Genomic DNA, 25,063 nt, shown 5'->3' on the forward strand with positions numbered 1-25,063 from the left:
AGAAATGAAAAGAGTATTAATAACTGGAGGTGCTGGATTTTTAGGGTCACATTTGTGCGATCGTTTTATCAAAGAGGGTTTTCATGTGATTGCCATGGATAATTTAATCACGGGCGATTTGAAAAACATTGAGCACCTGTTTAAGCTTCCCAATTTTGAATTTTATCATCATGATGTATCCAAATTCATCCATGTACCTGGTGAATTAGATTATATCTTACATTTTGCTTCTCCTGCCTCCCCTATTGATTATTTGAAAATCCCGATACAAACCTTAAAGGTGGGTTCATTGGGTATTCATAATTGCTTGGGATTGGCACGAGTAAAAAATGCTCGTGTACTGATTGCCTCTACTTCTGAAGTTTATGGAGATCCTTTGGTTCATCCGCAAACAGAAGAGTATTGGGGAAATGTAAATCCAGTAGGTCCAAGAGGAGTTTATGATGAAGCTAAGCGCTTTCAAGAGGCTATGACCATGGCCTATCATACCTATCATGGAGTAGAAACACGTATTGTCCGAATTTTCAATACTTATGGACCTAGAATGCGTCTGAATGACGGTCGTGTTTTACCTGCATTTATAGGTCAGGCATTACGTGGAGAAGATTTAACCATGTTTGGCGATGGTTCTCAAACAAGAGCCTTTTGCTATGTAGACGATTTAGTAGAAGGAATATATCGCTTGCTATTAAGTGATTATGCCCAACCTGTGAATATTGGGAATCCCGATGAAATTACGATCAAGGAGTTTGGGGAAGAAATTATCAAGTTGACAGGAACAAGTCAAAAGTTAATCTCCCTTCCTTTGCCTACGGATGATCCGAAACAAAGAAAACCAGATATCACCAAAGCAAAAGCCATATTAGGTTGGGAACCTAAAGTTTCTAGAGCGGAAGGATTAAAAATCACCTATGAATATTTCAAATCATTAAGCCAAGAAGACTTACATCGATTAGCACATCATAAGGAGTTCAAATAAAACTCATGACATATTGTGATTAAAAGGCTAGCGAATGCTGGCCTTTTTTAATGTCTCATTTTTATCAAGGACTTGATAATGAAATATGATTTGAAATAAAATTATTTTCAAAATCGTTATCAACGCACAACGCTGTCAAGGTTTAAAACCTTGACAGCGTGAGAAAAATGCGTTGAAATCAAAACAGGCTGTCCAAATGGACAGCCTGTTTTGAAATAAGGGAATCGTAATATTTAGATTATTCGAAAATGTAACGAATACCTAATTGAGCTTGCCAAACGTTATTTACGTTAATTGATTTCACGAATGAATCACGTAATAAGATAGTTTCGTTAGCTCCTGAAGCATTTTGAATAACCTGAGTACCCATTTGATACGTAACAGTGCCGTTAGATGCTGTAGTGAAACGCAATGGGTTCGCATTTGTTGGAACCCAACCTACACCCCAAGTATTATCAATTAAGTTACCCACGTTCAAAATATCAGCACGTAAACGGATAATATTTCTCTTGTTCTTTCCAGTCTTGATGTGGAAATCCTGCTCAACTGTAAAGTCAAAACGAGTTAACCATGGAGAATAAGCACCATTACGCTCAGCATACATTCCACGACGGTTCTTCAAATACTCATTTCCATCAATGAAAGTATCAAAAGCAGCAGCTTGCTCAGCAGCTGAATAAACACGACCACTGATTGTCTGTGGAGTGAATGTCAAATCAGAACCTTTGTAAGGAACAAAAATCAAGTCATTAGTTTGACCATCTCCGTTGAAGTCAGCTCCGAAAGTATAGGATTGACGGTAACCGCTAGATGAAACTGCACCTAAAGTAAACATAGTAGATCCTCCTAATTTACCACCATAGTTCAAGCGATAATTAACAAATCCCACGAAACGGTGACGTAAGTCATTATCCGAATAAGAAGTAGCCAAATAGTTTTGACCAAATTCTGTTGCAATGTTGGCTTGGACTGTAGAACCTACTGATTGAATATCTTTAGCTACAGCATACGTATAACCTAACATTCCACCCAAACCATCAACCGTTGGTTTCTCTAATTTTGCAGTGAAAGAGTATGACTCTCCTTTATCGGTATTGGTTAATACGAATACGTTCGTTGTAGCGGAGTTGGTGAAACGACCAGCCGTATTGAAACGATTACGTGTATCTGGACCTACGAAATTAGCAGCTGGTGCTTTTAAGTTAGCATCTATGTAACGTAGAGAGTTTATGTTCTTATTGTAGATAGCCTCCAATGTACCTACTAAGCCCCATGGCAATTTCTTGTCGATGGCAAAGTTTGTTTTCCAAATCATTGGATTTTTCAAATCTTCAGTAGAAGCATTTACTACATATGCTGGCAATTTATTGATGTCAGTAGTAGCTGGCTTATAAACAGTAGGATTCATTGTAAACGGATAAGCTGTCGTGTTAGAAGCGGAAATAACAGCTGTGTTAACACCATTATTACCCAATTGGTTTGAAACCAATACTTGAGGAATTCTAGATACGAAGAAACCTGTACCACCACGAACTTGTAGAGATTTGTCTCCATTTACATCATAGTTAAATCCGATACGTGGAGAAACCAATAATTTAGCTGGAGGGAAAGCTCCTGTATTAACTTTTAAATCTTTACCGTTTTCATCTTTGTAAGTCAAACCTGCAACGATTGGATTGTAAAAGTCAGCAGAAGTTGAGTTGTCGTAAGAGAACAAGTCAAAACGCACACCACCCGTAACTTTAAATTTCTCAGAAACTTGGAATTCATCCTGTAAATAAGCCGAGTAAGTCGAAACTTTCAATTGCTGTAATGGCTCAGCACCATCTGGCAATAAAGAGTAACGGTAGTTAAAACGAGGCATCACTACTGGAGAAACAGTCAAATTTGGATTGGCTTTATAAGCTAAAGCCGCTGTTTTGAAATCAGCGATCGAGTTAAACACATATACACCATTCGAAGATGGGAAGAATACGTTATTTGATACGAAATACTCATAGCTTAATCCGAATGTGAATGTGTGCTTATCATTGAAATAAGTCAAGTTGTTGGTAAAATTCAAGGTAGAATAATTCAACTTGTTATTCGGAGTAAATGGATCCATACCTAAAGATGTATAGGTAGAACCATCTTTTAAGATATCAATGGTCGGGAACAAAGCTGTTTGGGCTCTATCTTCAATTTGCTTGTTATATGTCGCAATAAAGTTGTTCGCAAACTTCGAGTTAATCGTAGAGTTTAATTCAGCTACGATAGAACGAGTGTTATCTTGAATGATATAGCCTGTATTTTGTGGAGACAAAGCTAACGATGAATTGGTACGGTTACCATTTCCAGCCGTATTACTACTGTTTGAATTGGAAATGATTGACCCTGATTGAGAATCGTGTTGAGAATAACGAATCGTTAATTTATTGTTGTTATTGATGTTATAATCCAAACGCAACAAACCTTTCTTAGAAGTCACTTCATTGTTGAAATTATCCACTGCTCCAATTTCATAGTTGAAATTAGTCTTCATAAAATTTCCTAAATCTTCGATATCTGAAGCTAGAACACGTGATACGTTACCTGTTGCACCAGCACGATTGGCTGACCAGTTTAAGGCTGGAGTAGAGCTCTTGAATTCTTCATAGTTAGCAAAGAAGAATAATTTATCCTTAATCAAAGGCCCACCTACACGGAAACCAGTGGTTTTTTCAGAAATATTGATTGAAGGTAAATTTTTACCATCTGCTTTCTTTCCTACTAAATCACTATTTCTAAAAATATGATATGCAGAACCCGTGAATTCGTTCGTTCCTGAACGAGTAACGGCGTTGATACCTGCACCTGCAAAACCCGACTGACGAACGTCAAATGGAGCAATGTTAATTTGAATTTGCTCAATAGCATCTAAAGATACAGCAGTTGTACCTGTACGACCACCTGCTTGAGATGAACTACCTAAACCAAAACCATTGTTGAACACAGATCCATCAATGGTGAAGTTGTTGAAACGAGAATCCTGCCCAGCAAATGAACGTCCATTACTATATGCGTTGTATTTAGTAATATCATCAATGGTACGACCGATAGTTGGCAATCCATTGATCGTTTCTGATGCAAACGAAGTAGCAGCTCCTGTTCTATTTGAACTAAACAAATCTGAACGAGATGATTTAACTACAACTTCTTGCAATTGCTGACCTTCTTCTTCTAACTTGAAACTCACGTTAGTAGATGTTCCCAAACTAGTGAATAAATTGTCTTTAACTTGCTCTTTGTAACCTACAAAAGTTACTTTCAAAACGAATGGTCCACCCACACGAACACCAATTAAGGTATAACGACCTGCAGCATTAGTGGCTACTCCATACTTGGTTCCCGATGGAGTGTGCACAGCTAAAACGCTAGCACCTGGCAAAACTTCTCCTTTAGCATCGGTAACTGTACCAGTAAAAGAGGAGCTAGTAACTTGAGCAAATAGCTGCCCAATAGGCAATGCCATCAAAAGCGCAAAAAACGCCCCCAATAACACAGAACGAGTAATAAATCTTTTCTGCATAAATTTGGAATTTAGTTATAATTGTGTTGAAAGATATTTACACAAAATAAATGTAAAAAATCAAATACTACAACTGTTTGATAAAAGTCATTTTACATAAAATTGCACTAATCAACTGATAATTAGAACTTATAAGCCTTTTTCTGTAAATATTTAAATGATTAAGCTCATCTAATTGTACTATTTTGGCTTAAATCTTAACACAAACTTAATTTTTAATTATTTAAAGAATATTTTTGTACTCCTCAATTAAATTTTTCGATATTGGACACTAGCATTAAATTAACTTCGTTTTCACATGGAGCAGGTTGTGGATGTAAAATTTCACCCCAAATTTTAGATCAAATTCTACATACGGATACTCCTAAAAAAAATCATCCTCTATTATTAGTTGGTAATGAAAGCCGAGATGATGCCGCCGTATTTGATTGGCAAAATGGAGAAGCTGTTATTTCTACGACCGACTTCTTCATGCCCATTGTGGATGACCCCTTTGATTTTGGAAAAATAGCTGCCACCAATGCCATTTCAGATATTTATGCCATGGGTGGTTCTCCCCTGATGGCTATCGCTATTTTAGGGTGGCCGATTGATAAATTAGCTCCTGAAATTGCCAAAAAAGTATTAGAGGGTGGTCGGGCAGCCTGTGCAGAAGCCGGAATTCCTTTAGCAGGTGGACATTCCATTGATTCGCCTGAACCCATTTTTGGTTTAGCTGTAACCGGTAAAGTAAAAAAGGAATATTTAAAACAAAATGATCAGGCTAGCGATAATTGCCTGTTATATTTAACCAAACCATTAGGAGTAGGTATATTATCCACAGCACAAAAACGAGGCATTGTAAGCCCTGAAGACTTAGCATTAGCTGTTAAGCAGATGAGTACACTCAATCAATTGGGTGAAAAATTGGGGCCTTTAACTTATGTCAAATCATTAACAGATGTGACTGGTTTTGGATTATTGGGTCATTTGGTGGAAATGTGTGATGGATCTGGAGTCAGTGCCCAATTGTATTTTGATAAAATCCCTAAGCTTCCCCAGATAGGCCACTATTTGGAACAAAAATGTTTCCCTGGTGGTACTTCTAGAAATTGGGCAAGTTATGGACACCGAGTAGAGGATGGTATTTCAGAATTTCAACAACTCATCGGCGCTGATCCACAAACCTCCGGTGGTTTATTGATTGCTGTAGATGCTAATTTTCAATCCGAATTTGAATCTTTTGCTCAGAAACAAGGATTTTCATTAGACGTGATAGGTAAAACTATCTCACAAAAAGATAAAGCAATTTATATCCAATAAATGAAACTATACTTCAGAAAGGTAGGAGAACAAGGCCCTGCCATCATTATTTTACACGGAATTTTTGGTTCATCAGACAACTGGTTAGGAATAGCCAAGATGCTTTCTGATACATTTCAAGTGTATTTAGTTGATCAAAGAAATCATGGACAATCTCCTTGGTCAGATGAATTTGATTACCAAGTTATGTCCGAAGATTTATTGGAATTTATTCAAGAGCATGCATTGGATAAACCCATCATCATAGGTCATTCCATGGGAGGTAAAGTGGTGATGCAATTTGCCCTAAATCATCCTGACATAGCTCAAAAGATGGTGGTAGTGGACATTGCCCCTAAATTCTACCCAGTTCATCATACAGCCATTTTGGAAGGTTTAAATAGCTTGGATTTAACAAGTCTTGGAAGTAGAACAGAAGCCAATGAACATTTAAAACGATTTGAGGAAAAAGAAGGGGTTCGTCAATTTTTATTGAAAAACCTTTACCGAAATGATCAGCAAGAATTTGCTTGGCGAATTAATGTGCGCGTAATCACCAAGAACATTGATGTGGTTGGTCATGAACTTTGGGTTAAAAACTCCGTGAATATCCCCGCTTATTTCATCAAAGGGGCAGAATCACATTATATCCAACCCGAAGATGAACGATATATTGCAGAAATTTTCCCCAACTTTGAACTAATTGAAATCCCCAATGCGAGTCACTGGGTACAGGCTGACCAACCCGAGGCATTTGTAGACGTTTTACGTAGTATTTTATGAAGATCTATTTGATTCCTTGTCCTATCGCCGAAAATACTGCTGCTCAAGTAGTAACTCCTGAGGTAAGTCAAGCCCTAGTATCATGCCAATATTTTTTGGTAGAAAATGTACGTACGGCTCGTCGATTCATTAGCGAATTAAAATTAGGCATTAAGATAGATGATGTAGTTTTTGAAGTACTGGATAAGGATAGCTCGTCAAGTGATATTGAAAAATTCATCCAAACTCAGGCTCAAGAAAACCATTCCATTGGTATTATTTCAGAAGCTGGTTGCCCTGGAATTGCTGATCCAGGAGCTTTAGCCGTTTCTATTGCTCATCAATTGCACATTGAAGTAATTTCGCTGGTCGGCCCCTCTTCTATCCTATTAGCTTTAATGGGGTCTGGTTTTTCGGGTCAAAGTTTTTGTTTTCATGGTTATTTACCCATTGATAAAAATGCCCGAATCAAAAAGATAGACCAATTACAAAAGGAAGTAGAGAAATCAGGGCAAACCCAATTATTCATTGAGACGCCCTATCGAAACAATGCCTTATTGGCTGATTTAATCCAGATTTGTCCAAAGCATCAGTTGATTTGTATTGGATGTGACATTCAGGCTCCAACAGGCTTTATCCAAACAAAAACGGTGGAAGCATGGGCTAAATTAAATCCAGATTTGCATAAAAAACCTTGCTTATTCTTATTAGGGCAATATCAATTTACAGGAAATAAGTAATTTGCATTCAAAACAGATCATTCGTGGTATATAAAGAAGTTTTTACATGTAATCCATTTCAAGAAAACACCTATTTACTTTGGGATGATGCAGGAAATGGCATCATTTTTGATCCAGGTTGCCACAATTACGAGGAAAGAAAAACAATCACGGACTTCATAGGATCCAAGAATATCCAATTGAAATACTGCCTCAATACACATGCTCACATTGATCATGTCTTAGGCGTTCATTATATTAAAGAGCATTTCAAGGTTCCTTTTGCCTTACATCCTAAAGATTTACCCTTATTAAATGATGCAACTAATCGGGCTGCGGTATATGGATTCCCTGCCTTCCAAGCTGTGGAAGTAGACCGTTTTTTAGAAGATGATGAGATCCTTGAAATTGGAGAAATGAAGCTGAAGGTTTTATTTGTTCCTGGACATGCTCCTGGGCATGTGGCCTTTTATTTAGAAGATCAGGGCTGGCTATTGGATGGGGACGTGCTTTTTAGACGAAGTATTGGCAGAACAGATTTCCCCATGTGTAATCATGCGGACTTAGTTAATAGCATTCAGAATCAATTGTATGTATTACCAGAAGAAACAGAAGTTTTTCCTGGTCATGGAGGTAGTACTACGATTGGAATAGAGAAGATTCAAAATCCATTTGTAAGAGCATAAGATGTCAATAAAAAAAGAAATTCCGAATACCTTAACCTTAGGCAATTTACTGTCTGGTTGTTTTGGTATCTATTTTGTCATGCAAGGACATATTTTATGGGCCTCATATTGTATTTTGATTTCACTCGTATGTGATTTCTTAGATGGATTTTTAGCGAGATTATTGCACGCCTATTCGGAATTAGGTAAAGAGCTAGATTCCTTAGCTGATATGGTTTCTTTTGGCGTATTACCCGCTTTCATGCTTTTTCATTTGGTGGAAGCTAGCTGTGGAACGCAATGTTCCGTTGGCCTATTGGGCTTTTATAAACCATTTATCGTTTTTTCTTTGGCTATTTTTTCTGCTTATCGTTTGGCCAAATTCAATGTGGATACCCGACAAAGTGATCAATTTATTGGCGTACCTACACCTGCCAATGGAATTGTAATCGCTGCTTTGCCGCTCATTTTGGAATTTCAGCCTGAATTTAGTGCATATGTGCTCAACTTTAAAGGCCTATTGATTTACTCGGTAATCATGAGTTATTTGCTTGTGTGTGAATTACCATTGATGGCCTTTAAGTTTAAAACTTGGGATTGGAAAAGCAATCAAATTAAATTCATTTTCCTAGTTTTTTGTGTTGCTGGACTGATTTTCCTTAAATTTGTAGCATTGCCACTGTTAGTAGCATCCTATATTCTCCTTTCAGGAGTTCTTTACATACTTAATACCCAAAAAAAATGAAATTTTTAGCTGAAATCAACGTAATGCCTCAAAAAGAAATCCTTGATCCACAAGGTAAAGCTGTGCGTATAGGTTTACAAAACTTAGATATTCATCAGGTGGCTGATGTGCGTATTGGCAAACATATTCAGCTACAAATAGAAGCGAATTCGGAGGCTGAAGCCAACGAAATTGTGACGAATGCTTGTAAGAAATTATTAGCTAACTTAATTATGGAGGAATTTGACTTCGTATTAAAAGCTATCTAAATAAGAATGGGTATCTGTTGGGATAAAAACCGACGGATACCTATTAAAATTGCCCAGTTTGCAATAATACCAGGGTACAGGCTTCTTCAGTCAATATCCCTTCCTCGTTCAAACTCTTCTCTAGTTTTTCATTTTCCGTACCTGGGTTGAAAATCACTCTTCTGGGTTTTAATTTTCTCAGGTAGTCCAACAGTCCTTCTTGATTTTGTGGACCAACATATAAAGTGACCGTATCTACGTTCGCCTCTATCCAATCATTAGGCCGGATTGAAGCTCCTAATAATTCTCCTTTTTTTATTCCCACTAATACTAATTCATGACCTTTTTGATGTAACATATGGGCAGCTAAATAAGCATATCGTTGTGGATTTATAGAGGCACCGTAGATTAAAACTTTCATGAAATAGGGAAAAAGAAAGACAATATTACTTATTCTTTTCGAATAGAGATTAATTGGTCTTAATTATAGATTTATATTTCCAATATCTATCTTTGATTTAACAGAACCCTCCATAAAATCATCCAATAGCTTATTAGAATCAAATAGAAAATACACAAGGACTTTGAAAATGCTATTCCGTATTTTTATGCTTTTGAAAACAGTTTGACCACAATTATTCCAAGAAATATCAATGACTATAAAAAAGCTAGCATCAAGATATTGACACCAGAAATATTCATCACCCATCATAAGTAAAAATTCCTTCTTTTTGACTAAGCCTTTGAAAGAAGCATTATCTCCACCGAATCGAATAAAAACCACTCATCCTTTTTTTGATGAAAGAATCAAAATTCTTAGCAATTTTATTCAGTCTTTTTCGTTCTGACCTAAACTTTTGCAATTCAAGGAATATAATTAAATTGCGATTACTACAGTTCTATAATACGTACAATAATACTATGACCGCCTTAAAAAACTATTGGAATGAGCAATGGATGCGCATTCCATTCCCTGAATTTGATAATCAAATTCACTATGAAATTTCTAATTATGGCCGAGTAAAAAGCTTTCAGAATAATCCAGAAGGTTATTTAATACAAGGTTCAATGATTCAAGGATATCGTTCACTCAATATTCGATTTCAGCAAAAATCTGCTAATCGGTACATCCATAAATTGGTAGCCGAATGTTTTGTCAATAAAAAAGATGATTCAGAGAATTTTGTGTTGCATTTAGACCATGACAAAATGAATAACCGAGCAGAAAATTTAGCTTGGGGAAATCGAAGTCTAGTCACCGCACACAATAAAAACAATCCGAGTGTGATTAATCGTCAAATTCCGAAAAGAACCAAGAATTACAAGCTGACGGAAAGCAAAGTGTTGATGATTAAAAAGATGCTGAAATCGGAGAAAAGTCGGTTCAAAATGATTGCCAAGCAATTTGGCATTACACATACTCAGCTCAACCGCATTCGTTCTGGAGAAAACTGGAAACATGTTAAACTCGAAGAATCAGGAGTCATATAAAAAAAGGAGCGATCATTTAATCGCTCCTTTTTTTTAAAATAGTGCTGATGCTATCGATCGGACACTATCTGACTTGCTCATAGTATAAAAATGCAAGGCTGGAACACCTGCTTGGATCAATTCTTTTCCTTGTTGAATTGCCCATTCAATTCCTGCTTGTTTAATACCTGCAGCATTGGAAGCTGATAAAACAGCTTCAGCTAATTCCTGTGGAATTTCTAAATGAAAAATAGCCGGTAAAACTTCTAATTGCTTCGCTGTGGTTAAAGGTTTAATACCTGGTATAATAGGAACCTGAATACCAATAGCTCGACAAGCTTTCACAAAATCAAAGTATTTTTGATTATCAAAAAACATTTGAGTGACTACATAATCAGCTCCTGCATCCACTTTTTGTTTTAAATAGTGTAAATCTGTTTCTAGGGAAACTGCTTCAAAATGTTTCTCCGGATAAGCGGCTACGCCCACACAAAAATTGGTTGGAAATGATTCGGTTTCCTCATACAGCAATTGTCCTTTATTCATACGACTAATTTGCTCGACCAATTCATTGGCATAGGCATGTCCTCCCATTTTAGGAATAAAACGATCTTCGCCTTTTTCTTGGTCACCTCGTAAGGCTAAAACATTCTCAATTCCTAAATAATGCAAATCAATCAAAAAATCCTCGGTCTCTTCTTGGGTAAATCCTCCGCAAATAACGTGTGGAACTGCTTCCACTTTAAATTTTTGCATCAAAGCGGCACAGATACCCAAGGTTCCAGGGCGTTTTCTAATTGGAATTCTCTTTAACTCACCATTTACCACTTTTTCTATGAATTCTTCCCGATGGTAGGTTACCTCTATAAAGGGTGGCTTAAATTCCATCAATGGCTCAATATGCCCCATTAATTCACCTAAATGCTGACCTTTAACAGGTGGAATGATTTCAATGGAAAATAAAGTTTTACCTCCTGAATTCTTAAAATACTCGGTAATTTTAGTCATATTCTATGCATCGTAATTTAATACTGGACTTAACCAACGTTCAATCTCCTCTACTGGCATCTGCTTGCGTTTGGCATAATCCTCCACTTGATCTTTGGTAATTTTACCTAAACCATAATACGTTGATTTAGGATGAGAAAAGTAAAAGCCTGAAACGGAAGATGCTGGATACATGGCATAACTTTCAGTCAACTTAATCCCTATTTTGTCTTCGGCATCCAACAATTCAAAAAGACGTTTCTTTTCTGTGTGGTCTGGACAAGCTGGATAACCTGGTGCTGGACGAATACCCGTGTATTTCTCCGAAATGAGGTCTTCATTGGATAAATCTTCATCTTGCTCATAGCCCCAGAACTCCTTACGGACACGTTCATGCAATAACTCAGTCAAGGCTTCCGCCAAACGATCCGCTAAAGCCTTGACCATGATGGAATTATAATCATCATGCGCTTTATCGTATTTTTCTAATAAGGCTTCGATCCCTATTCCAGCAGTTACAGCAAAAGCCCCAACATAATCCGTTTGGCCAGTTTCTAATGGAGCCACGAAATCACTGAGACAATGATTTGCCAAATTGGCTGCTTTGACATTTTGCTGACGCAAATGATGTAGCCATTGGCTAGAATCAGAGTTTTCGTTATTCTTTTGAATCTCGTATTGGACATGGACGTGCTCTCCATGCTTTTCACATGCTACTTTATTTTCATTGACTTTGAAGTCATGCAAAATGATATCATCCCCAAAAGCATTCGCAGGGAAAAATCCCAGAGCAGCTTTAGCTTGTAAGGATTTATCTCGAATAATTTCTGCCAATAAATCCTGCGCATCTTGGAATAGCTTCTTGGCTTCATGACCCACTACCGCATCATCAAAAATGCGAGGATATTTTCCACTCAATTGCCAAGTAGCAAAGAATGGAGTCCAGTCGATGTATTTAGCAATTTCCGCCAAAGAATAATCTTCAAAATACTTAACTCCTAAGAAATTAGGTTGATGGGATTTGAAATCTGCCCAATCTATCCCTCTGGATTTTTGTCGAGCTTGTTCTATCGTCAAATAATTTTTCTCTTGCTGACGTGCGGCATGTTGCACTCGAATTTGTGCATATTCCTCCTTGATTTCAGTGAATATTTCCTTTTGAGATAATTCACTTTGCAATAATCTACCTGCTACTGGTACGGAACGGGAGGCATCCAATACGTGAATAACGGGTCCATCATAATGCGGATCTATTTTTACTGCGGTATGTAAGCGTGAGGTGGTAGCTCCGCCAATCAACAAAGGAATGGTAAAGCCCAAGCGCTTCATTTCTTTAGCGACATAGACCATTTCATCTAAACTAGGGGTAATTAATCCTGATAAACCCACGATATCCACTTGATGTTCTTTGGAAGCAGCCAAAATCTTATCACAGGAAACCATGACACCTAAATCAATTACTTCATAGTTATTACATGCCAAAACTACTCCCACAATATTTTTACCGATATCATGAACATCGCCTTTGACGGTGGCTAATAATATTTTCCCGGCTGAAGAACTCTCTCCGTCTTGCTTTCCTGCTTCGATGTATGGCAAAAGATAGGCTACTGCCTTTTTCATTACACGGGCAGATTTAACTACCTGTGGTAAAAACATTTTACCTGCACCAAACAAATCTCCCACTACGTTCATTCCATCCATCAAAGGACCTTCAATAACCTGAATTGGGCGTTCAACTAGCTTTCTGGCTTCTTCTGTATCTTCATCGATAAACTCAGTCAAACCCTTGATCAAAGCATGTTCAAGACGTTTATTAACAGGCAATTTCCTCCAAGCATCATCGATCACTTGTTCTTTTCCTGAGGACTTGACCGTATCGGCAAAGGCTACTAATTTCTCCGTTGCATCAGAATTTCTGTTGAGTAGTACATCTTCACATAAATCCCTTAAAGGTTGAGAAATTTCATCGTAAACACCTAACTGACTGGCATTAACGATACCCATATCCATACCCGCTTGAATGGCATAGTATAAAAATACGGTGTGCATGGCTTCACGAACAACTTCGTTTCCGCGGAATGAAAACGAAATATTGGATACACCACCAGACACCTTGGCATAGGGCAGATTTTTCTTAATCCAGGCGGTAGCTTGAATGAAATCATTGGCATAATTATTATGCTCTTCCATTCCAGTGGCTACGGTTAATATATTCGGGTCAAAGATGATATCCTGAGGTGGAAACGCCACTTCATTGACTAAAATATCATAGGCTCTTTGACATATTTCTATACGACGTTGATAAGAGTCTGCTTGGCCTTGTTCGTCAAACGCCATGACTACCACTGAGGCTCCATAACGCTTAACTTTTTTAGCTAATTCGATAAATCGTTCTTCGCCTTCTTTCAGCGAAATTGAATTGACCACGGACTTTCCTTGAACGCATTTCAAACCCGCCTCTATGACCTCCCATTTGGAAGAATCAATCATGATAGGTAAACGAGAAATATCAGGCTCAGACATCAGCAAATTCAGGAATTGCGGCATCATTTTAACCCCATCAATCATACCTTCGTCTAGATTGACATCCAATATTTGAGCACCACCATCTGCTTGTTCTCTGGCTATGGCAATAGCTTCTTCAAAATTCTCCTCACGAATTAAACGGGCGAATTTCTTAGAACCCGTCACGTTACAACGCTCCCCGATGTTGACAAAATTGGTCAATTCTGTAATCTCCAAAGGCTCCAAACCAGAAAGTTTTTGGTTTGGATTTTTGGTCGGCAATTGATGTGGGGGATATTTGGCCGCAGTTTCTGCGATTAAACGAATGTGTTCTGGAGTGGTTCCGCAGCATCCACCAATGATATTGATAAAGCCATTTTGCAGATAATCTTCAATCACCTCAGCCATTTGCTCAGGGCTTTGATCATATTCCCCCATTTCATTGGGTAAACCTGCATTGGGATGCGCTGAAACTAAAAATGGAGATTTATCTGAAAGTGTCTTAATGTATGGTCGCATTAAATCCGCCCCTAGAGCACAGTTAAGTCCAACAGACAACAAAGGCATGTGGGCTATGGAAGCTAAAAATGCTTCGGTAGTTTGCCCAGAAAGTGTTCTTCCTGAAGCATCCGTAATGGTACCGGATACCATCACTGGCAAATAGGGTTTGTCTGGATTTTGCTGAAAATATTGATCGATGGCAAAAAGAGCTGCTTTGGCATTTAAGGTATCAAATACCGTTTCTACCAAAAGTAAATCAACGCCACCATCCACTAATCCTTTTACTTGGTCTTGATAAGCTTCTACTAATTCATCGAAAGAAACAGCTCTAAAACCAGGATCATTCACGTCAGGAGACAATGACAAAGTTCGGTTAGTAGGTCCAATAGAACCTGCCACATAACGAGGTTGATCTGGATTTTTTAGACTAAACTCGTCTGCCACTTCTTTGGCGATCTTGGCTGATTCAAAATTCAATTCATATACCAAATCCTCCATGTGGTAGTCTGCCATGGCAATGGAAGTACCTGAGAAGGTATTGGTTTCAGCAATATCGGCTCCAGCTTCAAAATATTTAGCATGAATTTCCTTGATAACATCTGGTCTAGTAATGGACAATAGGTCATTATTCCCCTTTACTTCATGAGGAAAGTCTTTAAACCTTTCTCCACGGTAATCGGCATCTGTTAGTTGATATTGCTGAATTAAAGAACCCATGGCGCCATCAAGCACCAAGATTCGATCTTTCAATTGATCCAAAATATTTTGTTTCTGCATATAGATATAAACCTTCTCCGAATCGTACAAAAATCCGAATAATCACATAAAAATCTGATAAAGATACACCTTTTGCAGGTTTAGATAAAGGGAAATTAATTTAAAGGAAGCCTAATTTCTTAATTTTTTCTAAATCAGATGGGCTATCAATTCCGACCGTTTCATGCTGAGTTTCGATGAGCTTAATTTGAAATCCATGCTGCAACCAACGCAACTGTTCCAGCATTTCTGCCTTTTCTAAACTAGAAACGGGTAATTGACTTAATATAGGTAAAACGTCTGCCCGATAGGCATACAATCCAATATGCTTAAAAAAGTGATGATGATCAAACCAATCTTCGGTTGCCACTCCTCTTAAATAAGGGATGGTTTGTCTGGAAAAATACAAAGCATTATGTTGATCATCCATAACCACCTTGGGCACATTCGTATTGAACAAAGTTAGTTCATCATGGATCTCTTTAACCAAGGTTAAAATGGGTGCATTACTTTCAAAACCAGAACTTAATTCCAACAATTGATCAGGATTAATGAAAGGCTCATCTCCTTGTATATTGACTAAGTAATCTACTGGATTATCTAAATAACCTAAAATTTCAGCACAGCGGTCGGTTCCTGATTGATGTGACACATCGGTCATCATGACTTCTGCTCCAAATTTCTTAGCTACCGCAAAAATACGTTCATCGTCCGTGGCAATGATGATGCGTTCCCATCCGGGTACGGATGCCACTTGATCATAGGTTCGTTGAATCATGGGTTTACCTCCCAAATCAACCAAAGGTTTTCCTGGAAAGCGAGTAGAAGCATACCTAGCAGGGATTACGGCTACGACTTTTTTGCCTTGCATCATATTCAGATGTACGTTAATTGATAGAATATTGCCAAATTTGCACATTATTTGCCTAGAAACCTTTTGTCCGACTTGAAAAAAAAATTCCATTATCGTTTTCCGCAGCATATCTGGAGCCTAGGCTATTGGGGCTCAAAGGAAGCGCCCAAACTTTGGATTGAAGCCAAAGATGCTCAACAAGGAAATTGGTATGCCTATGATTTCGAAAAAAATGAAATCTGCATTATTTCATCTATTCCATCTCACAGTAGCCATTTACAATGGCTAAAAGGGAGAGATAAGTTAGGGATTTTTGTTCGTTTACAATCGGGAAAGAACCCGGGAATAGAAGCCATTGAGGCCTATGATTTACAGCAGGGAAAATGCCAATATGTGATTGAAAGTCAACAAGCTAAAGAATTAACGGAAGATCAGCTCATCATTCAACAGGGGAATTCTGTTTTACTCTTGGATTTAGAAACTGGTAAAATCCTTGAAGAACAAAAAAAATCACCTGTTTTAGCTGGTTTTACCTTTGAAAGTCCGCATCATATCGAGGAGAGTCAAGAACAATTTAATGCCTTTAAACAATTTTTTAGTCTTAAATTCAGTTTACAGATTGCAAAGGGTTTGGATTATTGGGAAGGCGAGGATAAGCTAATTTTTTCTTATTATCTTTACGATGGTGCTTGGAAAAATTACCTTTTGGTCTGCGACCTAGACTTCCAAATTTTACTACATGAACTATTGGAGGAGGGGGAATTAATGGGATATCATACCTTTCAAATTTTCCAAAATCACCTATTATTTATTCAACATAAGCTACAACTTGAAATCTATGAATTTTAAATCATTTATACTCTTTCTATTTATTTGTTTAGGTATTTCCTTGCAAATAAACGCCATTACGGTAGATTCTCTTGGCTTAAAAAAAGAAAACAATAAAACGTATATCGTATTTAAAGTAGGTCCAAAACAGTCTTTGTTTTCCATACTTCGTCGCTATAATTTATCATTAACTGAATTCAAACAAGTTAATCCTGAAATTGCCATTCCCGTAAAAACGGGAGAATTGGTATTTCTTCCATTGCATTATTTAGAAGAAAGTCCGAGTATTCTTAAAACCATCGACAAACCTAATGAAACGAGTGTCACACCTGCTGCCAATGAAAAAACAGTAGATGATGGAAATAAGTCGGACAAAGGAATTCACATCGTAGCTCGTCGACAAGGCCTTTTAACCATTGCCAATATGCATCAGGTGACCATGGCTCAAATTAGAAAGTGGAATAATCTTACTTCTGATCGATTGCAAGAAGGTCAACGGTTGATTATTGTCGAACCAAGTGCCGCTACCAGCATAGATAAGTCAAGCTTGTTACCTAACAAAACCGAGAAGGCCCCTGCTAGCACGGAGGCAAAGATTGATATGGCTTTACCGGCGGCAAAAGAAAATGCCTCAACCAGCACAAGTCCAGAAAGTACTAGTCAAGAAGGTATTCGTAAAACGATTGAAACAGGAATTGCAGAACTAATTGATGTTCCAGATAATTCAGGAAAGTATTTGGCCTTGCATAAATCAGCGCCCATTGGAACGTTGGTTTTAGTGAAAAACCTTGCCAATAATCAAAGTATCTGGGTGAAGGTGATTGGAAGATTACCGAATACAGATAATAAGGTTATCATTAAATTGTCACCGAAGGCATTTGAACGATTAAATGCGGTAGATAAACGTATCCGAGCTGAAATTAGTTATTTAGTTCAATAAGATGGCAAAACGTAAAAGGCCCATTACTGCAGGAAATATCGTATTTGAGATATTTTTTATCTTATCCTACCCTTTCATTGCCGTATTTTCTGTGTTAGTAACCACCATAGTTTGGATTTTCTCCTTACCCTCCAAAATCATTGCATTCTTTGGTTCAAAAAAATAGGAAGATGCAGCAAGAGCTGGCTGAGCTACTGGATAAGAAAGTGGCCTTTTTCAATCATCCTAGATTCATTGAACATGACCCTATTTCCATCCCGCATTTATTTAGTAGAAAGCAGGACATTGAGATTATGGGATTTTGGATTGCCATGTTAGCTTTGGGACAGCGAAAAACCATCTTGCAGAAAGGAAAAGAGTTGATTGATTTGATGGATGGAGCACCTTATGATTTTGTGCTGGGGCATCAGGTAAAAGATCTCAAACGATTTGAATCATTCAAACACCGAACCTTCAATAGTACGGACACGTTGTATTTTCTTTCTTTTTTCCAAAGACATTATCAACAACAATCAAGCCTTGAAACAGCCTTTACTCAAGGGGAATTTAATCTTGAAAACGAAAATATAGAACAAGCCTTGAATGGCTTTTATCGCTATTTTTTTGCATCTGAATGGACTCCAGAAAGAACGAAAAAACATGTGTCAGCTCCCCAGAAAAACTCGGCTTGTAAAAGATTATGTATGTTTTTGAGGTGGATGGTTAGGAAAGATCAAGCAGGAGTTGACTTTGGGATATGGTCACAAATTTCACCCAATCAATTAATTTGTCCATTGGATGTTCATTCCCAAAGAACAGCGGAAAAATTAGGCTTAGTTGCTGCGGGTCCCACCAATTGGAAGAAAGCCTTGGACTTAACTCGAGTTTTAAAACAATTTAATGTAACAGATCCTGTGCAATATGATTTTGCTTTGTATGGTATGGGTATAGAAGATAAAACACTATGGAAATAAACTTTTTCGATTCAGTGGATGGCCAAGTAATTCAACTTAGCAATCCTAAAACGAGAGAATCAGCAGAAATTTTACAAGATGTAGGAGGTGCATTAAAAAGCTTGCATCTACTTATACAAGGGAAAGTGGAAAATATCATCGCGATTCCTCAGGCTAGTCAATTTTCCATCCATGAGAACGATTTGTATCCTAGTGCATTGCTCTGCCCATGGGTTAACCGAGTAAGAAATGGAAATTATTCCTTTTTAGGAAAAAACTACCAATTGCCCATTAATGAAAAGGCTCTAGGGAATGCGATTCATGGATTTTTGGCAAGAAAGAAATTTGAATTAGGAAAACAGGAAAGTACTGCGGAATATGCTCGAGTGGTTCTTTTTTATAAGTACTTAGGTGGTTATGAAGGCTACCCATTCCCTTTTCAATTTGAGTGGGAATTCACGCTGTTTCAAGATGGTAAATTGGATGTTTCTATGAAATGTCTAAATACGGGAGAAAGCGACATGCCCTTTGCCTGTGGATGGCATCCATATTTTCAAATACCTGGAACCGACTTGGCTGATTACCATATTTTCTTTCAAGGAAAAAGTCGATTTTTGTCTGATTCACAAATGATTCCAATGAAAGAGGAAATATTGGAAATGAAGAACGGTTTATCTTTTAGAACTCAACAAATTGACCATGTTTTTCGATTGAATCCATCAGATGTTCATGTGACTGAATTGGTAGACACAAAGCTAAAAAGGGCTTTATTTGTTCAGCAATCAAGTAAGTTATTTCCCTTTTTGGTGGTCTTTGCTCCTGGCAATGAGCAGTGCATTGCGATAGAACCCATGACAGCCAATACGGATGCCATGAATACCCTAGATGGACTGATTCACTTAAAATCGAAAGATTTTTTTCAAGGAAATGTACAAATCTGGGTAGGAAATCCGTTAGAGCTCACAAGGTAGAACAATCATTTTTGTACATTTGTCTCATGAAAGTCCATTTACTCCTAATTTTCGCTGGCATTTTTATTGCTTTTCAGTCGATGGGCTCGATGAAACCTGATAGCGTTATTCGAAAGTGGAAGCAGGAGTTTACTACGGGTATTAACCTGAATCAATCAAGCTTTAGTGATAATTGGAAAGGTGGGGGAACGAATACATTCGCCACGGGATGGTATTTAAACCATTCGGCTAGTGTACAAAATAATTCCTGGCGTTTAGCGAGTGACTTACAAATGCAAGTGGGTTTTTTACAAAATAGAACGCAAAGTTTACGTAAAAATGTGGACCGGATCTTTTATGAGTTTAAAGCGGGTTATCGGATTAGTCCAAAATGGGACTATTACGGATCTACCAACTTTCAGACTCAATTTTTCCAAGGATTTGAATATAATAAAAAGAATAGTGCTGGGATTCCAGTCGATTCGATAACTTCTTCCATTTTCGCACCTGCCTATTTAACCACCTCTATGGGTTTTGAGTACCATCCTCAAAAGGCATTTTATACTCGATTTGGTATTGGTAGTTTACGTCAAACCTTTGTTTTGGATGAACGAATTTCTCGTGCTGGCCTATACGGTTTACAAAAACCAGGTGATAATATTCGTAACCAATTTGTATTCCAGTTTTTGGCCAACGTGGATAAAAACATTTTTGAGAATGTGAATTTAAAGGCTCGATATTCAGCCTTGATGGATTATTTCCGATTTGGCGTTTCGAATGGAATCGTACATCGATTTGATGCTAATTTAACCATGAAAGTGAATAAATACTTGAGCACGAATGTACAAGCAGTTTTATTTCGAGATTATGACCAAGATCCCAATTGGCAGTTTTCTCAAATCCTTTCAATGGGATTGTTGTATAAAATAACGAAATAGGGATTAGACAGGGTGTAGAATGAAGAATTTGACTACAAATCTATACCCTAAACTAATAACTATTTTTTGCGTTGTAAATAGCGATCATACAAGAGTTGGATAATTCCGTCCTTAAGTCCTAAGTCAGGCACAAAAATTTCATCACACTCTGCCGTTTTCATGGCAGCTAAATAGATTGAAGCAGCGGGAACAATGACATCTGCACGGTCTGTATTCAACCGTAATTTATGTACGCGCTCTTCGTAAGTAAACGAGGCCACATAATCAGAAATGCGCTGCAACTCACTGAATTGCATCATTTTAGACTCATTGACCTTTTCCGATATATTGTACAATTTGCTAATGTTACCCCCAGTTCCCACGGCAATCATTTGTCCAGGAATTTCCATTTTTTGTTGGGTAATCCACTTTTGCATCTTTTCCCAATCGCCCTCTTTCTCTTTTCCTTCAAGCAAACGAACGGATCCTATTTTAAAGGATTTGGAGGCCAATTTCTGGCGATTTTGGTAAATATTTAATTCGGTAGAACCTCCACCTACATCGATATGTAAGTAGTTTTTCTTGGGATGCAAAGATTGAACTACCACATCATTGATCAATTCGGCTTCTCTACTACCATCAATCACATTGATTTTCATATCCAAAATTTTATGAATACGTGTAATGATATCTGAAGCATTGGAGGCTTCCCTCATGGCGGATGTAGCGCAAATGGCATAATCCTTTACTTCATGTAAATCCATGAGTAATTTATATGCATGCAATAATTTAAAGATGCGGACTTCTGAATCAGGAGAAATGACCCCATCGATGAATACGTCGTGACCTAAACGTAAGGCAAAACGAACATATTCAATACGTTTAAAGCTAATGACTCCGTCATTTTCCAATACACTGGAAATTTGTAGTCGGGCAGCATTGGAACCGATATCAATAGCAGCAAATTTCATAAAGTAGCGGGTTTATGTAAATAAAAACCATTGGCACGGGCTTCAAAATCTATTTCTGTACCTAACACAAAAAGCAATTGTCGACGATCAATTAACAAAGGAATTTCATCAATCACATATTCTTCATCAAATTCTGTTTTGGAATCAAAACCTAAAACATAGGAACCGCCACAGGTCCCTCCTTTCATCCCAACACGAAGGAAAGGCTCTGGCATTTTACCTTCGTGAACTAAGGGTAGCAAATTTGCCTTGGCACTTTCAGTAAAACGAACAGGAGCATTTGGAATAGCCATTGAAAAAAATGATTAGCAAAACAAAATTAGCTAATTTTAGGTGACCAAAACCTAGATTGTTCATTTAACAAAAATTAAATTTTTGGCTGGACAATATTTATCACACAGATTGGTTTAGGAAGAATAAAACAATGTTATATGACGTATTCGATACTTTGGGCTGACGACGAAATTGATTTATTAACCCCCTATATTCTTTTTCTGGAAAACAAGGGCTATCAAGTGACTACGGTGAATTCAGGAGCTGATGCTCTGGAATTGGTGGAAAAACAAAAATTTGATGTGCTATTTTTAGATGAGAATATGCCTGGCATGTCGGGTTTAGAAGTATTGATTTCCATCAAACAAATTAGACCGAATCTTCCTGTAATTATGATTACCAAATCAGAGGAAGAGGAACTCATGGAAGATGCGATTGGATCAAAAATTGCGGATTACTTAATTAAACCACTCAATCCCAATCAATTACTTCTTTCTGTTAAACGTATTTTTGACAAAAAACGACTGGAAGAGGAAAAGACCAATATCAGTTACCAACAAGAGTTTAGGGCTTTATCCTTACAATATCAAGACCAATTGAGTGCTAAAGAGTGGGCAGATATCTACAAAAAATTACTGTATTGGGAACTTGAAATTGACAAAACGGAAAATAAGTCGATGGCGGAAGTTTTAAGTAGTCAAAAATCAGAAGCCAATGTCCATTTTAGTAAATTCATTGAGAATTCATATGAAAACTGGCTCCAAAAACCCGATGCTGAGACACCCATACTTTCACATCTTATGATGCGAAAGTATGTCTTTCCTAAGCTGAAAGAGAAAAGCCCCCTATTCTTTATTTTGGTAGATAATTTACGTTTTGACCAGTGGAAAATATTGGAAGGATTTATACAAGAGTATTTCCAATTGGAACAGGAGGAGACGTATTATTCTATCCTTCCTACTACAACGGCATACGCAAGAAATGCCATTTTTGCGGGTATGATGCCCTTAGAAATTCAAAAAAATTACCCCGATAAATGGATATTTGATTTAGGCGATTCAGAAGATGAAGAAGGCTTTAATCAATACGAGGAATTCTTTTTACAAGAGCAATTGAAACGTTTAAGGATAAATGCCAAAGCATCCTATCATAAAATCATTCATCAATACCAAGGCAAAAACTTGGTAGATAATTTCAGTAAATTATTGACTAATGACTTAAATGTGATTGTATACAATTTTGTCGATATGCTTTCCCATGCTAGAACTGATATGGCCATGATTAAAGAATTAGCACCGGATGAATCAGCTTATCGGAGCTTAACGGCTAGTTGGTTTTTGCACTCTCCCCTTTTTGACCTATTAAAAAGAATTGCGGATAAGAAAGGTCGCGTGATTATCACCACCGACCATGGGATGATTCGGGTGCAAAATCCCATTAAAATTGTGGGGGATAGATCGACGAATACCAATTTACGCTATAAGCAGGGGAAAAATTTGAATTGGGATAATACCAATAAAATGATGATATCGCGTAGACCAGAGCAATTATTCTTACCTAAACCGAATGTATCAACCACGTATGTGTTTAGTAAAGAGGATTATATGTTTGCATACCCAAACAATTACAATCACTATGTAAATCACTACCGAAATACTTTTCAACATGGTGGTATTTCTTTGGAAGAATGCATCATACCTGTGGTATACCTGACTGGCAAGTAGAGCTGAAGCAGTGCTTCAGCTAAACGGGAAAGATGATAGCATATAGAGCCGAAGCAGTGCTTCGGCTCTATATGCTATCCACGGGAAAGATTTTCCCTGCTTCGCATTTTAGGAATTTGCCTGAAACTTGGCGCATGGTATTATAGTCATGACTAGCCATCAAAATAGCCGTTCCTTGTTGGTTCAATTGCTTAAACAATTGCATAATTTCTAAGGAGACTTCTGGATCTAGATGCCCAGTAGGTTCATCCGCTAATAAAAGTACAGGATTATTCAATATAGCTCTGGCTATACAGATGCGTTGTTGCTCTCCTCCGGAAAGTCGATGTACACGTTTCTGAATCGCATTGCTCATTCCTACTTGAGCTAAAACTTGTTCTATTCTGAAACGAATTTCGTCTGGATTGGAATGTCCTGTGGCTTCCAAAACAAATGAAAGGTTCTTTTCGACATTACGATCTGTCAATAACTGAAAGTCTTGAAATACAAATCCTAGCTTACGACGTAGAAAAGGCACATCACTACGTTTAATGTCGTTCAATGAATAACCTGCAACGTGGGCGACACCTAATTCAATGGGTAGTTCCGCATAAATGGAGCGAAATAGTGTACTTTTCCCACTTCCTGTTTTGCCGATTAAATAGGCAAAATCTCCCTCATTCATCTCCAAATTGATATTTTGCAAGGTAGGGATACCATCTTGCAAAATAGTAACATTTTCAAAAGATAGAACGGCCATAGGATTGCTTATTTATTCTTTGCTTTTTCATAATCAGCCAAGAAAGTAGCTAAACCGCTATCTGTCAATGGATGTTTTAATAAAGCTAGAATAGCAGATAATGGACCAGTCATCACATCAGCACCTACTTCAGCGCAATTAATGATGTGCATCGGGTGACGAACAGAAGCGGCTAAAATTTCCGTTTCAAATTCATAGTTATCATAAATCAATCGAATTTGTTCGATTAATTGAATTCCGTCGTAAGAAATATCATCCAACCGTCCAATGAAAGGTGATACATACGTGGCACCTGCCTTAGCAGCTAACAAAGCTTGTCCAGCTGAAAACACCAAAGTGCAATTGGTTTTAATACCATGATCAGAAAAATACTTGAGGGCTTTAACACCGTCTTTAATGATGGGTATTTTAACGACAATTTTCTCATCCAACTCTGCTAACTCTTCTCCTTCACGAATCATTCCTGCAAAATCTGTGGCAATTACCTCAGCAGAAACATCTCCATCAACGATGTCACAAATAGCTTTATAATGCTTTAAAACCTGGTCTTTACCGCTGATGCCTTCTTTGGCCATCAAGGATGGATTGGTCGTTACACCATCTAAAATACCTAGATCTTGTGCTTCTTTAATGTGCTCTAAATTAGCTGTATCAATAAAAAATTTCATGGGAAGAATTGGTTTAAACAAAAAAATGGCAAATTCACCGCTACAACCAACTTACCCTTGCTTCGATCAAGACCTGGGGGATTCAGCGGGAGCTGGTAATTTGCCATTGCAAATATAATAA

Annotated in this window: 24 protein-coding genes; 15 read left to right on the forward strand and 9 right to left on the reverse strand. The window is 37.6% G+C overall.

Annotated elements, in window-relative coordinates; genetic code table 11:
* Positions 1 to 4 precede the first annotated feature (4 nt).
* The gene (locus EWU23_RS03030) at positions 5 to 979 is read left to right on the forward strand and encodes a UDP-glucuronic acid decarboxylase family protein (RefSeq protein WP_166228663.1); all 975 of its coding nucleotides are present in this window, start codon (positions 5 to 7) and stop codon (positions 977 to 979) included.
* A 238-nt stretch (positions 980 to 1,217) separates the two neighbouring features.
* Here EWU23_RS03030 and EWU23_RS03035 read toward each other — a convergent pair whose 3' ends face one another.
* Positions 1,218 to 4,526 carry a TonB-dependent receptor gene (locus EWU23_RS03035; protein ID WP_166228665.1) on the reverse strand — a complete coding sequence of 1,103 codons (3,309 nt, stop codon included), beginning with the start codon at positions 4,524 to 4,526 and terminating at the stop codon, positions 1,218 to 1,220.
* Between the two features lie 264 nt (positions 4,527 to 4,790).
* On the opposite strand from EWU23_RS03035, the gene selD reads away from it, so the two are divergent.
* From selD to purS, 6 genes are read left to right on the forward strand one after another with little or no spacing between them, the layout of a single operon-like run.
* Positions 4,791 to 5,828 carry a selenide, water dikinase SelD gene (selD, locus tag EWU23_RS03040; protein ID WP_166228667.1) on the forward strand — a complete coding sequence of 346 codons (1,038 nt, stop codon included), beginning with the start codon at positions 4,791 to 4,793 and terminating at the stop codon, positions 5,826 to 5,828.
* The gene (locus tag EWU23_RS03045; protein WP_166228669.1) at positions 5,829 to 6,590 is read left to right on the forward strand and encodes an alpha/beta fold hydrolase; all 762 of its coding nucleotides are present in this window, start codon (positions 5,829 to 5,831) and stop codon (positions 6,588 to 6,590) included.
* A complete protein-coding gene (locus tag EWU23_RS03050; RefSeq protein ID WP_166228671.1) occupies positions 6,587 to 7,309 on the forward strand; it encodes an SAM-dependent methyltransferase in 723 nt (240 codons plus the stop codon). The genes EWU23_RS03045 and EWU23_RS03050 overlap by 4 nt, the downstream gene beginning before the upstream one ends.
* A 23-nt stretch (positions 7,310 to 7,332) precedes the next feature.
* Positions 7,333 to 7,974 carry an MBL fold metallo-hydrolase gene (locus tag EWU23_RS03055; RefSeq protein WP_317164285.1) on the forward strand — a complete coding sequence of 214 codons (642 nt, stop codon included), beginning with the start codon at positions 7,333 to 7,335 and terminating at the stop codon, positions 7,972 to 7,974.
* A gap of 1 nt (position 7,975) precedes the next feature.
* On the forward strand, positions 7,976 to 8,698 hold the full coding sequence (gene pssA / locus EWU23_RS03060) for a CDP-diacylglycerol--serine O-phosphatidyltransferase (protein ID WP_166228673.1): 723 nt from the start codon (positions 7,976 to 7,978) through the stop codon (positions 8,696 to 8,698).
* The gene (gene purS, locus EWU23_RS03065) at positions 8,695 to 8,946 is read left to right on the forward strand and encodes a phosphoribosylformylglycinamidine synthase subunit PurS (RefSeq protein ID WP_166228675.1); all 252 of its coding nucleotides are present in this window, start codon (positions 8,695 to 8,697) and stop codon (positions 8,944 to 8,946) included. The genes pssA and purS overlap by 4 nt, the downstream gene beginning before the upstream one ends.
* A 43-nt stretch (positions 8,947 to 8,989) precedes the next feature.
* Here the strand turns inward: purS and EWU23_RS03070 are convergent, their stop codons facing one another.
* Entirely contained in the window at positions 8,990 to 9,346 is a 357-nt protein-coding gene (locus tag EWU23_RS03070) for a CoA-binding protein (RefSeq protein WP_166228677.1), read from the reverse strand.
* A 500-nt stretch (positions 9,347 to 9,846) separates the two neighbouring features.
* Here EWU23_RS03070 and EWU23_RS03075 point away from each other — a divergent pair, with 500 nt between their 5' ends.
* Complete coding sequence (locus tag EWU23_RS03075) at positions 9,847 to 10,416, forward strand: NUMOD4 domain-containing protein (RefSeq protein WP_166228679.1); 570 nt, start codon at positions 9,847 to 9,849, stop codon at positions 10,414 to 10,416.
* A gap of 33 nt (positions 10,417 to 10,449) precedes the next feature.
* Here the strand turns inward: EWU23_RS03075 and metF are convergent, their stop codons facing one another.
* The 3 genes from metF to kdsB form a co-directional block, all read right to left on the reverse strand.
* Complete coding sequence (gene metF / locus EWU23_RS03080; protein WP_166228681.1) at positions 10,450 to 11,403, reverse strand: methylenetetrahydrofolate reductase [NAD(P)H]; 954 nt, start codon at positions 11,401 to 11,403, stop codon at positions 10,450 to 10,452.
* 3 nt (positions 11,404 to 11,406) lie between these two features.
* Positions 11,407 to 15,168 (reverse strand): methionine synthase, encoded by a 3,762-nt coding sequence (gene metH / locus EWU23_RS03085; RefSeq protein ID WP_166228684.1) that lies wholly within the window; start codon positions 15,166 to 15,168, stop codon positions 11,407 to 11,409.
* 100 nt (positions 15,169 to 15,268) lie between these two features.
* Positions 15,269 to 16,021, reverse strand: a complete 753-nt coding sequence (gene kdsB, locus EWU23_RS03090) for a 3-deoxy-manno-octulosonate cytidylyltransferase (RefSeq protein ID WP_235942131.1) — start codon at positions 16,019 to 16,021, stop codon at positions 15,269 to 15,271.
* Between the two features lie 72 nt (positions 16,022 to 16,093).
* Between kdsB and EWU23_RS03095 the strand changes: the two genes are divergently transcribed.
* Genes EWU23_RS03095 through EWU23_RS03120 form a run of 6 tightly spaced genes read left to right on the forward strand, consistent with a single transcriptional unit; the run spans position 16,094 to position 20,588 of the window.
* Entirely contained in the window at positions 16,094 to 16,849 is a 756-nt protein-coding gene (locus EWU23_RS03095) for a hypothetical protein (RefSeq protein ID WP_166228686.1), read from the forward strand.
* Positions 16,839 to 17,768 carry a septal ring lytic transglycosylase RlpA family protein gene (locus EWU23_RS03100; RefSeq protein WP_166228688.1) on the forward strand — a complete coding sequence of 310 codons (930 nt, stop codon included), beginning with the start codon at positions 16,839 to 16,841 and terminating at the stop codon, positions 17,766 to 17,768. Before EWU23_RS03095 ends, EWU23_RS03100 begins: the two co-directional genes overlap by 11 nt.
* A 1-nt stretch (position 17,769) precedes the next feature.
* Positions 17,770 to 17,934 (forward strand): hypothetical protein, encoded by a 165-nt coding sequence (locus tag EWU23_RS03105; protein WP_166228690.1) that lies wholly within the window; start codon positions 17,770 to 17,772, stop codon positions 17,932 to 17,934.
* A gap of 4 nt (positions 17,935 to 17,938) precedes the next feature.
* The gene (locus EWU23_RS03110) at positions 17,939 to 18,721 is read left to right on the forward strand and encodes a TIGR02757 family protein (protein ID WP_166228692.1); all 783 of its coding nucleotides are present in this window, start codon (positions 17,939 to 17,941) and stop codon (positions 18,719 to 18,721) included.
* Positions 18,712 to 19,671: an aldose 1-epimerase gene (locus tag EWU23_RS03115; RefSeq protein WP_166228694.1), complete on the forward strand. Its 960-nt coding sequence runs from the start codon at positions 18,712 to 18,714 to the stop codon at positions 19,669 to 19,671. Before EWU23_RS03110 ends, EWU23_RS03115 begins: the two co-directional genes overlap by 10 nt.
* Before the next feature lie 26 nt (positions 19,672 to 19,697).
* The gene (locus EWU23_RS03120; protein WP_166228696.1) at positions 19,698 to 20,588 is read left to right on the forward strand and encodes a DUF3078 domain-containing protein; all 891 of its coding nucleotides are present in this window, start codon (positions 19,698 to 19,700) and stop codon (positions 20,586 to 20,588) included.
* 59 nt (positions 20,589 to 20,647) lie between these two features.
* On the opposite strand, the gene EWU23_RS03125 is transcribed toward EWU23_RS03120, so the two are convergent.
* Together EWU23_RS03125 and EWU23_RS03130 are read right to left on the reverse strand one after the other, a co-directional pair.
* A complete protein-coding gene (locus EWU23_RS03125) occupies positions 20,648 to 21,538 on the reverse strand; it encodes a Ppx/GppA phosphatase family protein (protein ID WP_166228698.1) in 891 nt (296 codons plus the stop codon).
* Positions 21,535 to 21,831 carry a HesB/IscA family protein gene (locus EWU23_RS03130; protein ID WP_166228700.1) on the reverse strand — a complete coding sequence of 99 codons (297 nt, stop codon included), beginning with the start codon at positions 21,829 to 21,831 and terminating at the stop codon, positions 21,535 to 21,537. Before EWU23_RS03130 ends, EWU23_RS03125 begins: the two co-directional genes overlap by 4 nt.
* A gap of 138 nt (positions 21,832 to 21,969) precedes the next feature.
* On the opposite strand from EWU23_RS03130, the gene porX reads away from it, so the two are divergent.
* Entirely contained in the window at positions 21,970 to 23,535 is a 1,566-nt protein-coding gene (porX, locus tag EWU23_RS03135) for a T9SS response regulator signal transducer PorX (RefSeq protein WP_166228702.1), read from the forward strand.
* Between the two features lie 67 nt (positions 23,536 to 23,602).
* On the opposite strand, the gene EWU23_RS03140 is transcribed toward porX, so the two are convergent.
* Both EWU23_RS03140 and fsa read right to left on the reverse strand, forming a co-directional pair.
* A complete protein-coding gene (locus EWU23_RS03140) occupies positions 23,603 to 24,274 on the reverse strand; it encodes a cell division ATP-binding protein FtsE (protein ID WP_166228704.1) in 672 nt (223 codons plus the stop codon).
* An 8-nt stretch (positions 24,275 to 24,282) separates the two neighbouring features.
* Entirely contained in the window at positions 24,283 to 24,942 is a 660-nt protein-coding gene (fsa, locus tag EWU23_RS03145; protein WP_166228706.1) for a fructose-6-phosphate aldolase, read from the reverse strand.
* Between the last annotated feature and the right edge of the window lie 121 nt (positions 24,943 to 25,063).

The sequence above is a fragment of the Aquirufa beregesia genome (genome assembly GCF_011090385.1).
GTDB classification, from domain to species: domain Bacteria; phylum Bacteroidota; class Bacteroidia; order Cytophagales; family Spirosomataceae; genus Aquirufa; species Aquirufa beregesia.

What these genes read in the sequence shown, in the direction of transcription:
- EWU23_RS03130 (WP_166228700.1), bottom strand. Translation starts at nt 21,831, where the DNA reads ATGGCTATTCCAAATGCTCCTGTTCGTTTTACTGAAAGTGCCAAGGCA.
- purS (WP_166228675.1), top strand. Translation starts at nt 8,695, where the DNA reads ATGAAATTTTTAGCTGAAATCAACGTAATGCCTCAAAAAGAAATCCTT.
- EWU23_RS03100 (WP_166228688.1), top strand. Translation starts at nt 16,839, where the DNA reads ATGAATTTTAAATCATTTATACTCTTTCTATTTATTTGTTTAGGTATT.
- EWU23_RS03110 (WP_166228692.1), top strand. Translation starts at nt 17,939, where the DNA reads ATGCAGCAAGAGCTGGCTGAGCTACTGGATAAGAAAGTGGCCTTTTTC.
- metH (WP_166228684.1), bottom strand. Translation starts at nt 15,168, where the DNA reads ATGCAGAAACAAAATATTTTGGATCAATTGAAAGATCGAATCTTGGTG.
- EWU23_RS03125 (WP_166228698.1), bottom strand. Translation starts at nt 21,538, where the DNA reads ATGAAATTTGCTGCTATTGATATCGGTTCCAATGCTGCCCGACTACAA.
- pssA (WP_166228673.1), top strand. Translation starts at nt 7,976, where the DNA reads ATGTCAATAAAAAAAGAAATTCCGAATACCTTAACCTTAGGCAATTTA.
- EWU23_RS03075 (WP_166228679.1), top strand. Translation starts at nt 9,847, where the DNA reads ATGACCGCCTTAAAAAACTATTGGAATGAGCAATGGATGCGCATTCCA.
- EWU23_RS03120 (WP_166228696.1), top strand. Translation starts at nt 19,698, where the DNA reads ATGAAAGTCCATTTACTCCTAATTTTCGCTGGCATTTTTATTGCTTTT.
- porX (WP_166228702.1), top strand. Translation starts at nt 21,970, where the DNA reads ATGACGTATTCGATACTTTGGGCTGACGACGAAATTGATTTATTAACC.
- metF (WP_166228681.1), bottom strand. Translation starts at nt 11,403, where the DNA reads ATGACTAAAATTACCGAGTATTTTAAGAATTCAGGAGGTAAAACTTTA.
- fsa (WP_166228706.1), bottom strand. Translation starts at nt 24,942, where the DNA reads ATGAAATTTTTTATTGATACAGCTAATTTAGAGCACATTAAAGAAGCA.
- EWU23_RS03140 (WP_166228704.1), bottom strand. Translation starts at nt 24,274, where the DNA reads ATGGCCGTTCTATCTTTTGAAAATGTTACTATTTTGCAAGATGGTATC.
- EWU23_RS03035 (WP_166228665.1), bottom strand. Translation starts at nt 4,526, where the DNA reads ATGCAGAAAAGATTTATTACTCGTTCTGTGTTATTGGGGGCGTTTTTT.
- EWU23_RS03030 (WP_166228663.1), top strand. Translation starts at nt 5, where the DNA reads ATGAAAAGAGTATTAATAACTGGAGGTGCTGGATTTTTAGGGTCACAT.
- kdsB (WP_235942131.1), bottom strand. Translation starts at nt 16,021, where the DNA reads ATGATGCAAGGCAAAAAAGTCGTAGCCGTAATCCCTGCTAGGTATGCT.
- EWU23_RS03070 (WP_166228677.1), bottom strand. Translation starts at nt 9,346, where the DNA reads ATGAAAGTTTTAATCTACGGTGCCTCTATAAATCCACAACGATATGCT.
- EWU23_RS03105 (WP_166228690.1), top strand. Translation starts at nt 17,770, where the DNA reads ATGGCAAAACGTAAAAGGCCCATTACTGCAGGAAATATCGTATTTGAG.
- EWU23_RS03115 (WP_166228694.1), top strand. Translation starts at nt 18,712, where the DNA reads ATGGAAATAAACTTTTTCGATTCAGTGGATGGCCAAGTAATTCAACTT.
- EWU23_RS03045 (WP_166228669.1), top strand. Translation starts at nt 5,829, where the DNA reads ATGAAACTATACTTCAGAAAGGTAGGAGAACAAGGCCCTGCCATCATT.
- EWU23_RS03050 (WP_166228671.1), top strand. Translation starts at nt 6,587, where the DNA reads ATGAAGATCTATTTGATTCCTTGTCCTATCGCCGAAAATACTGCTGCT.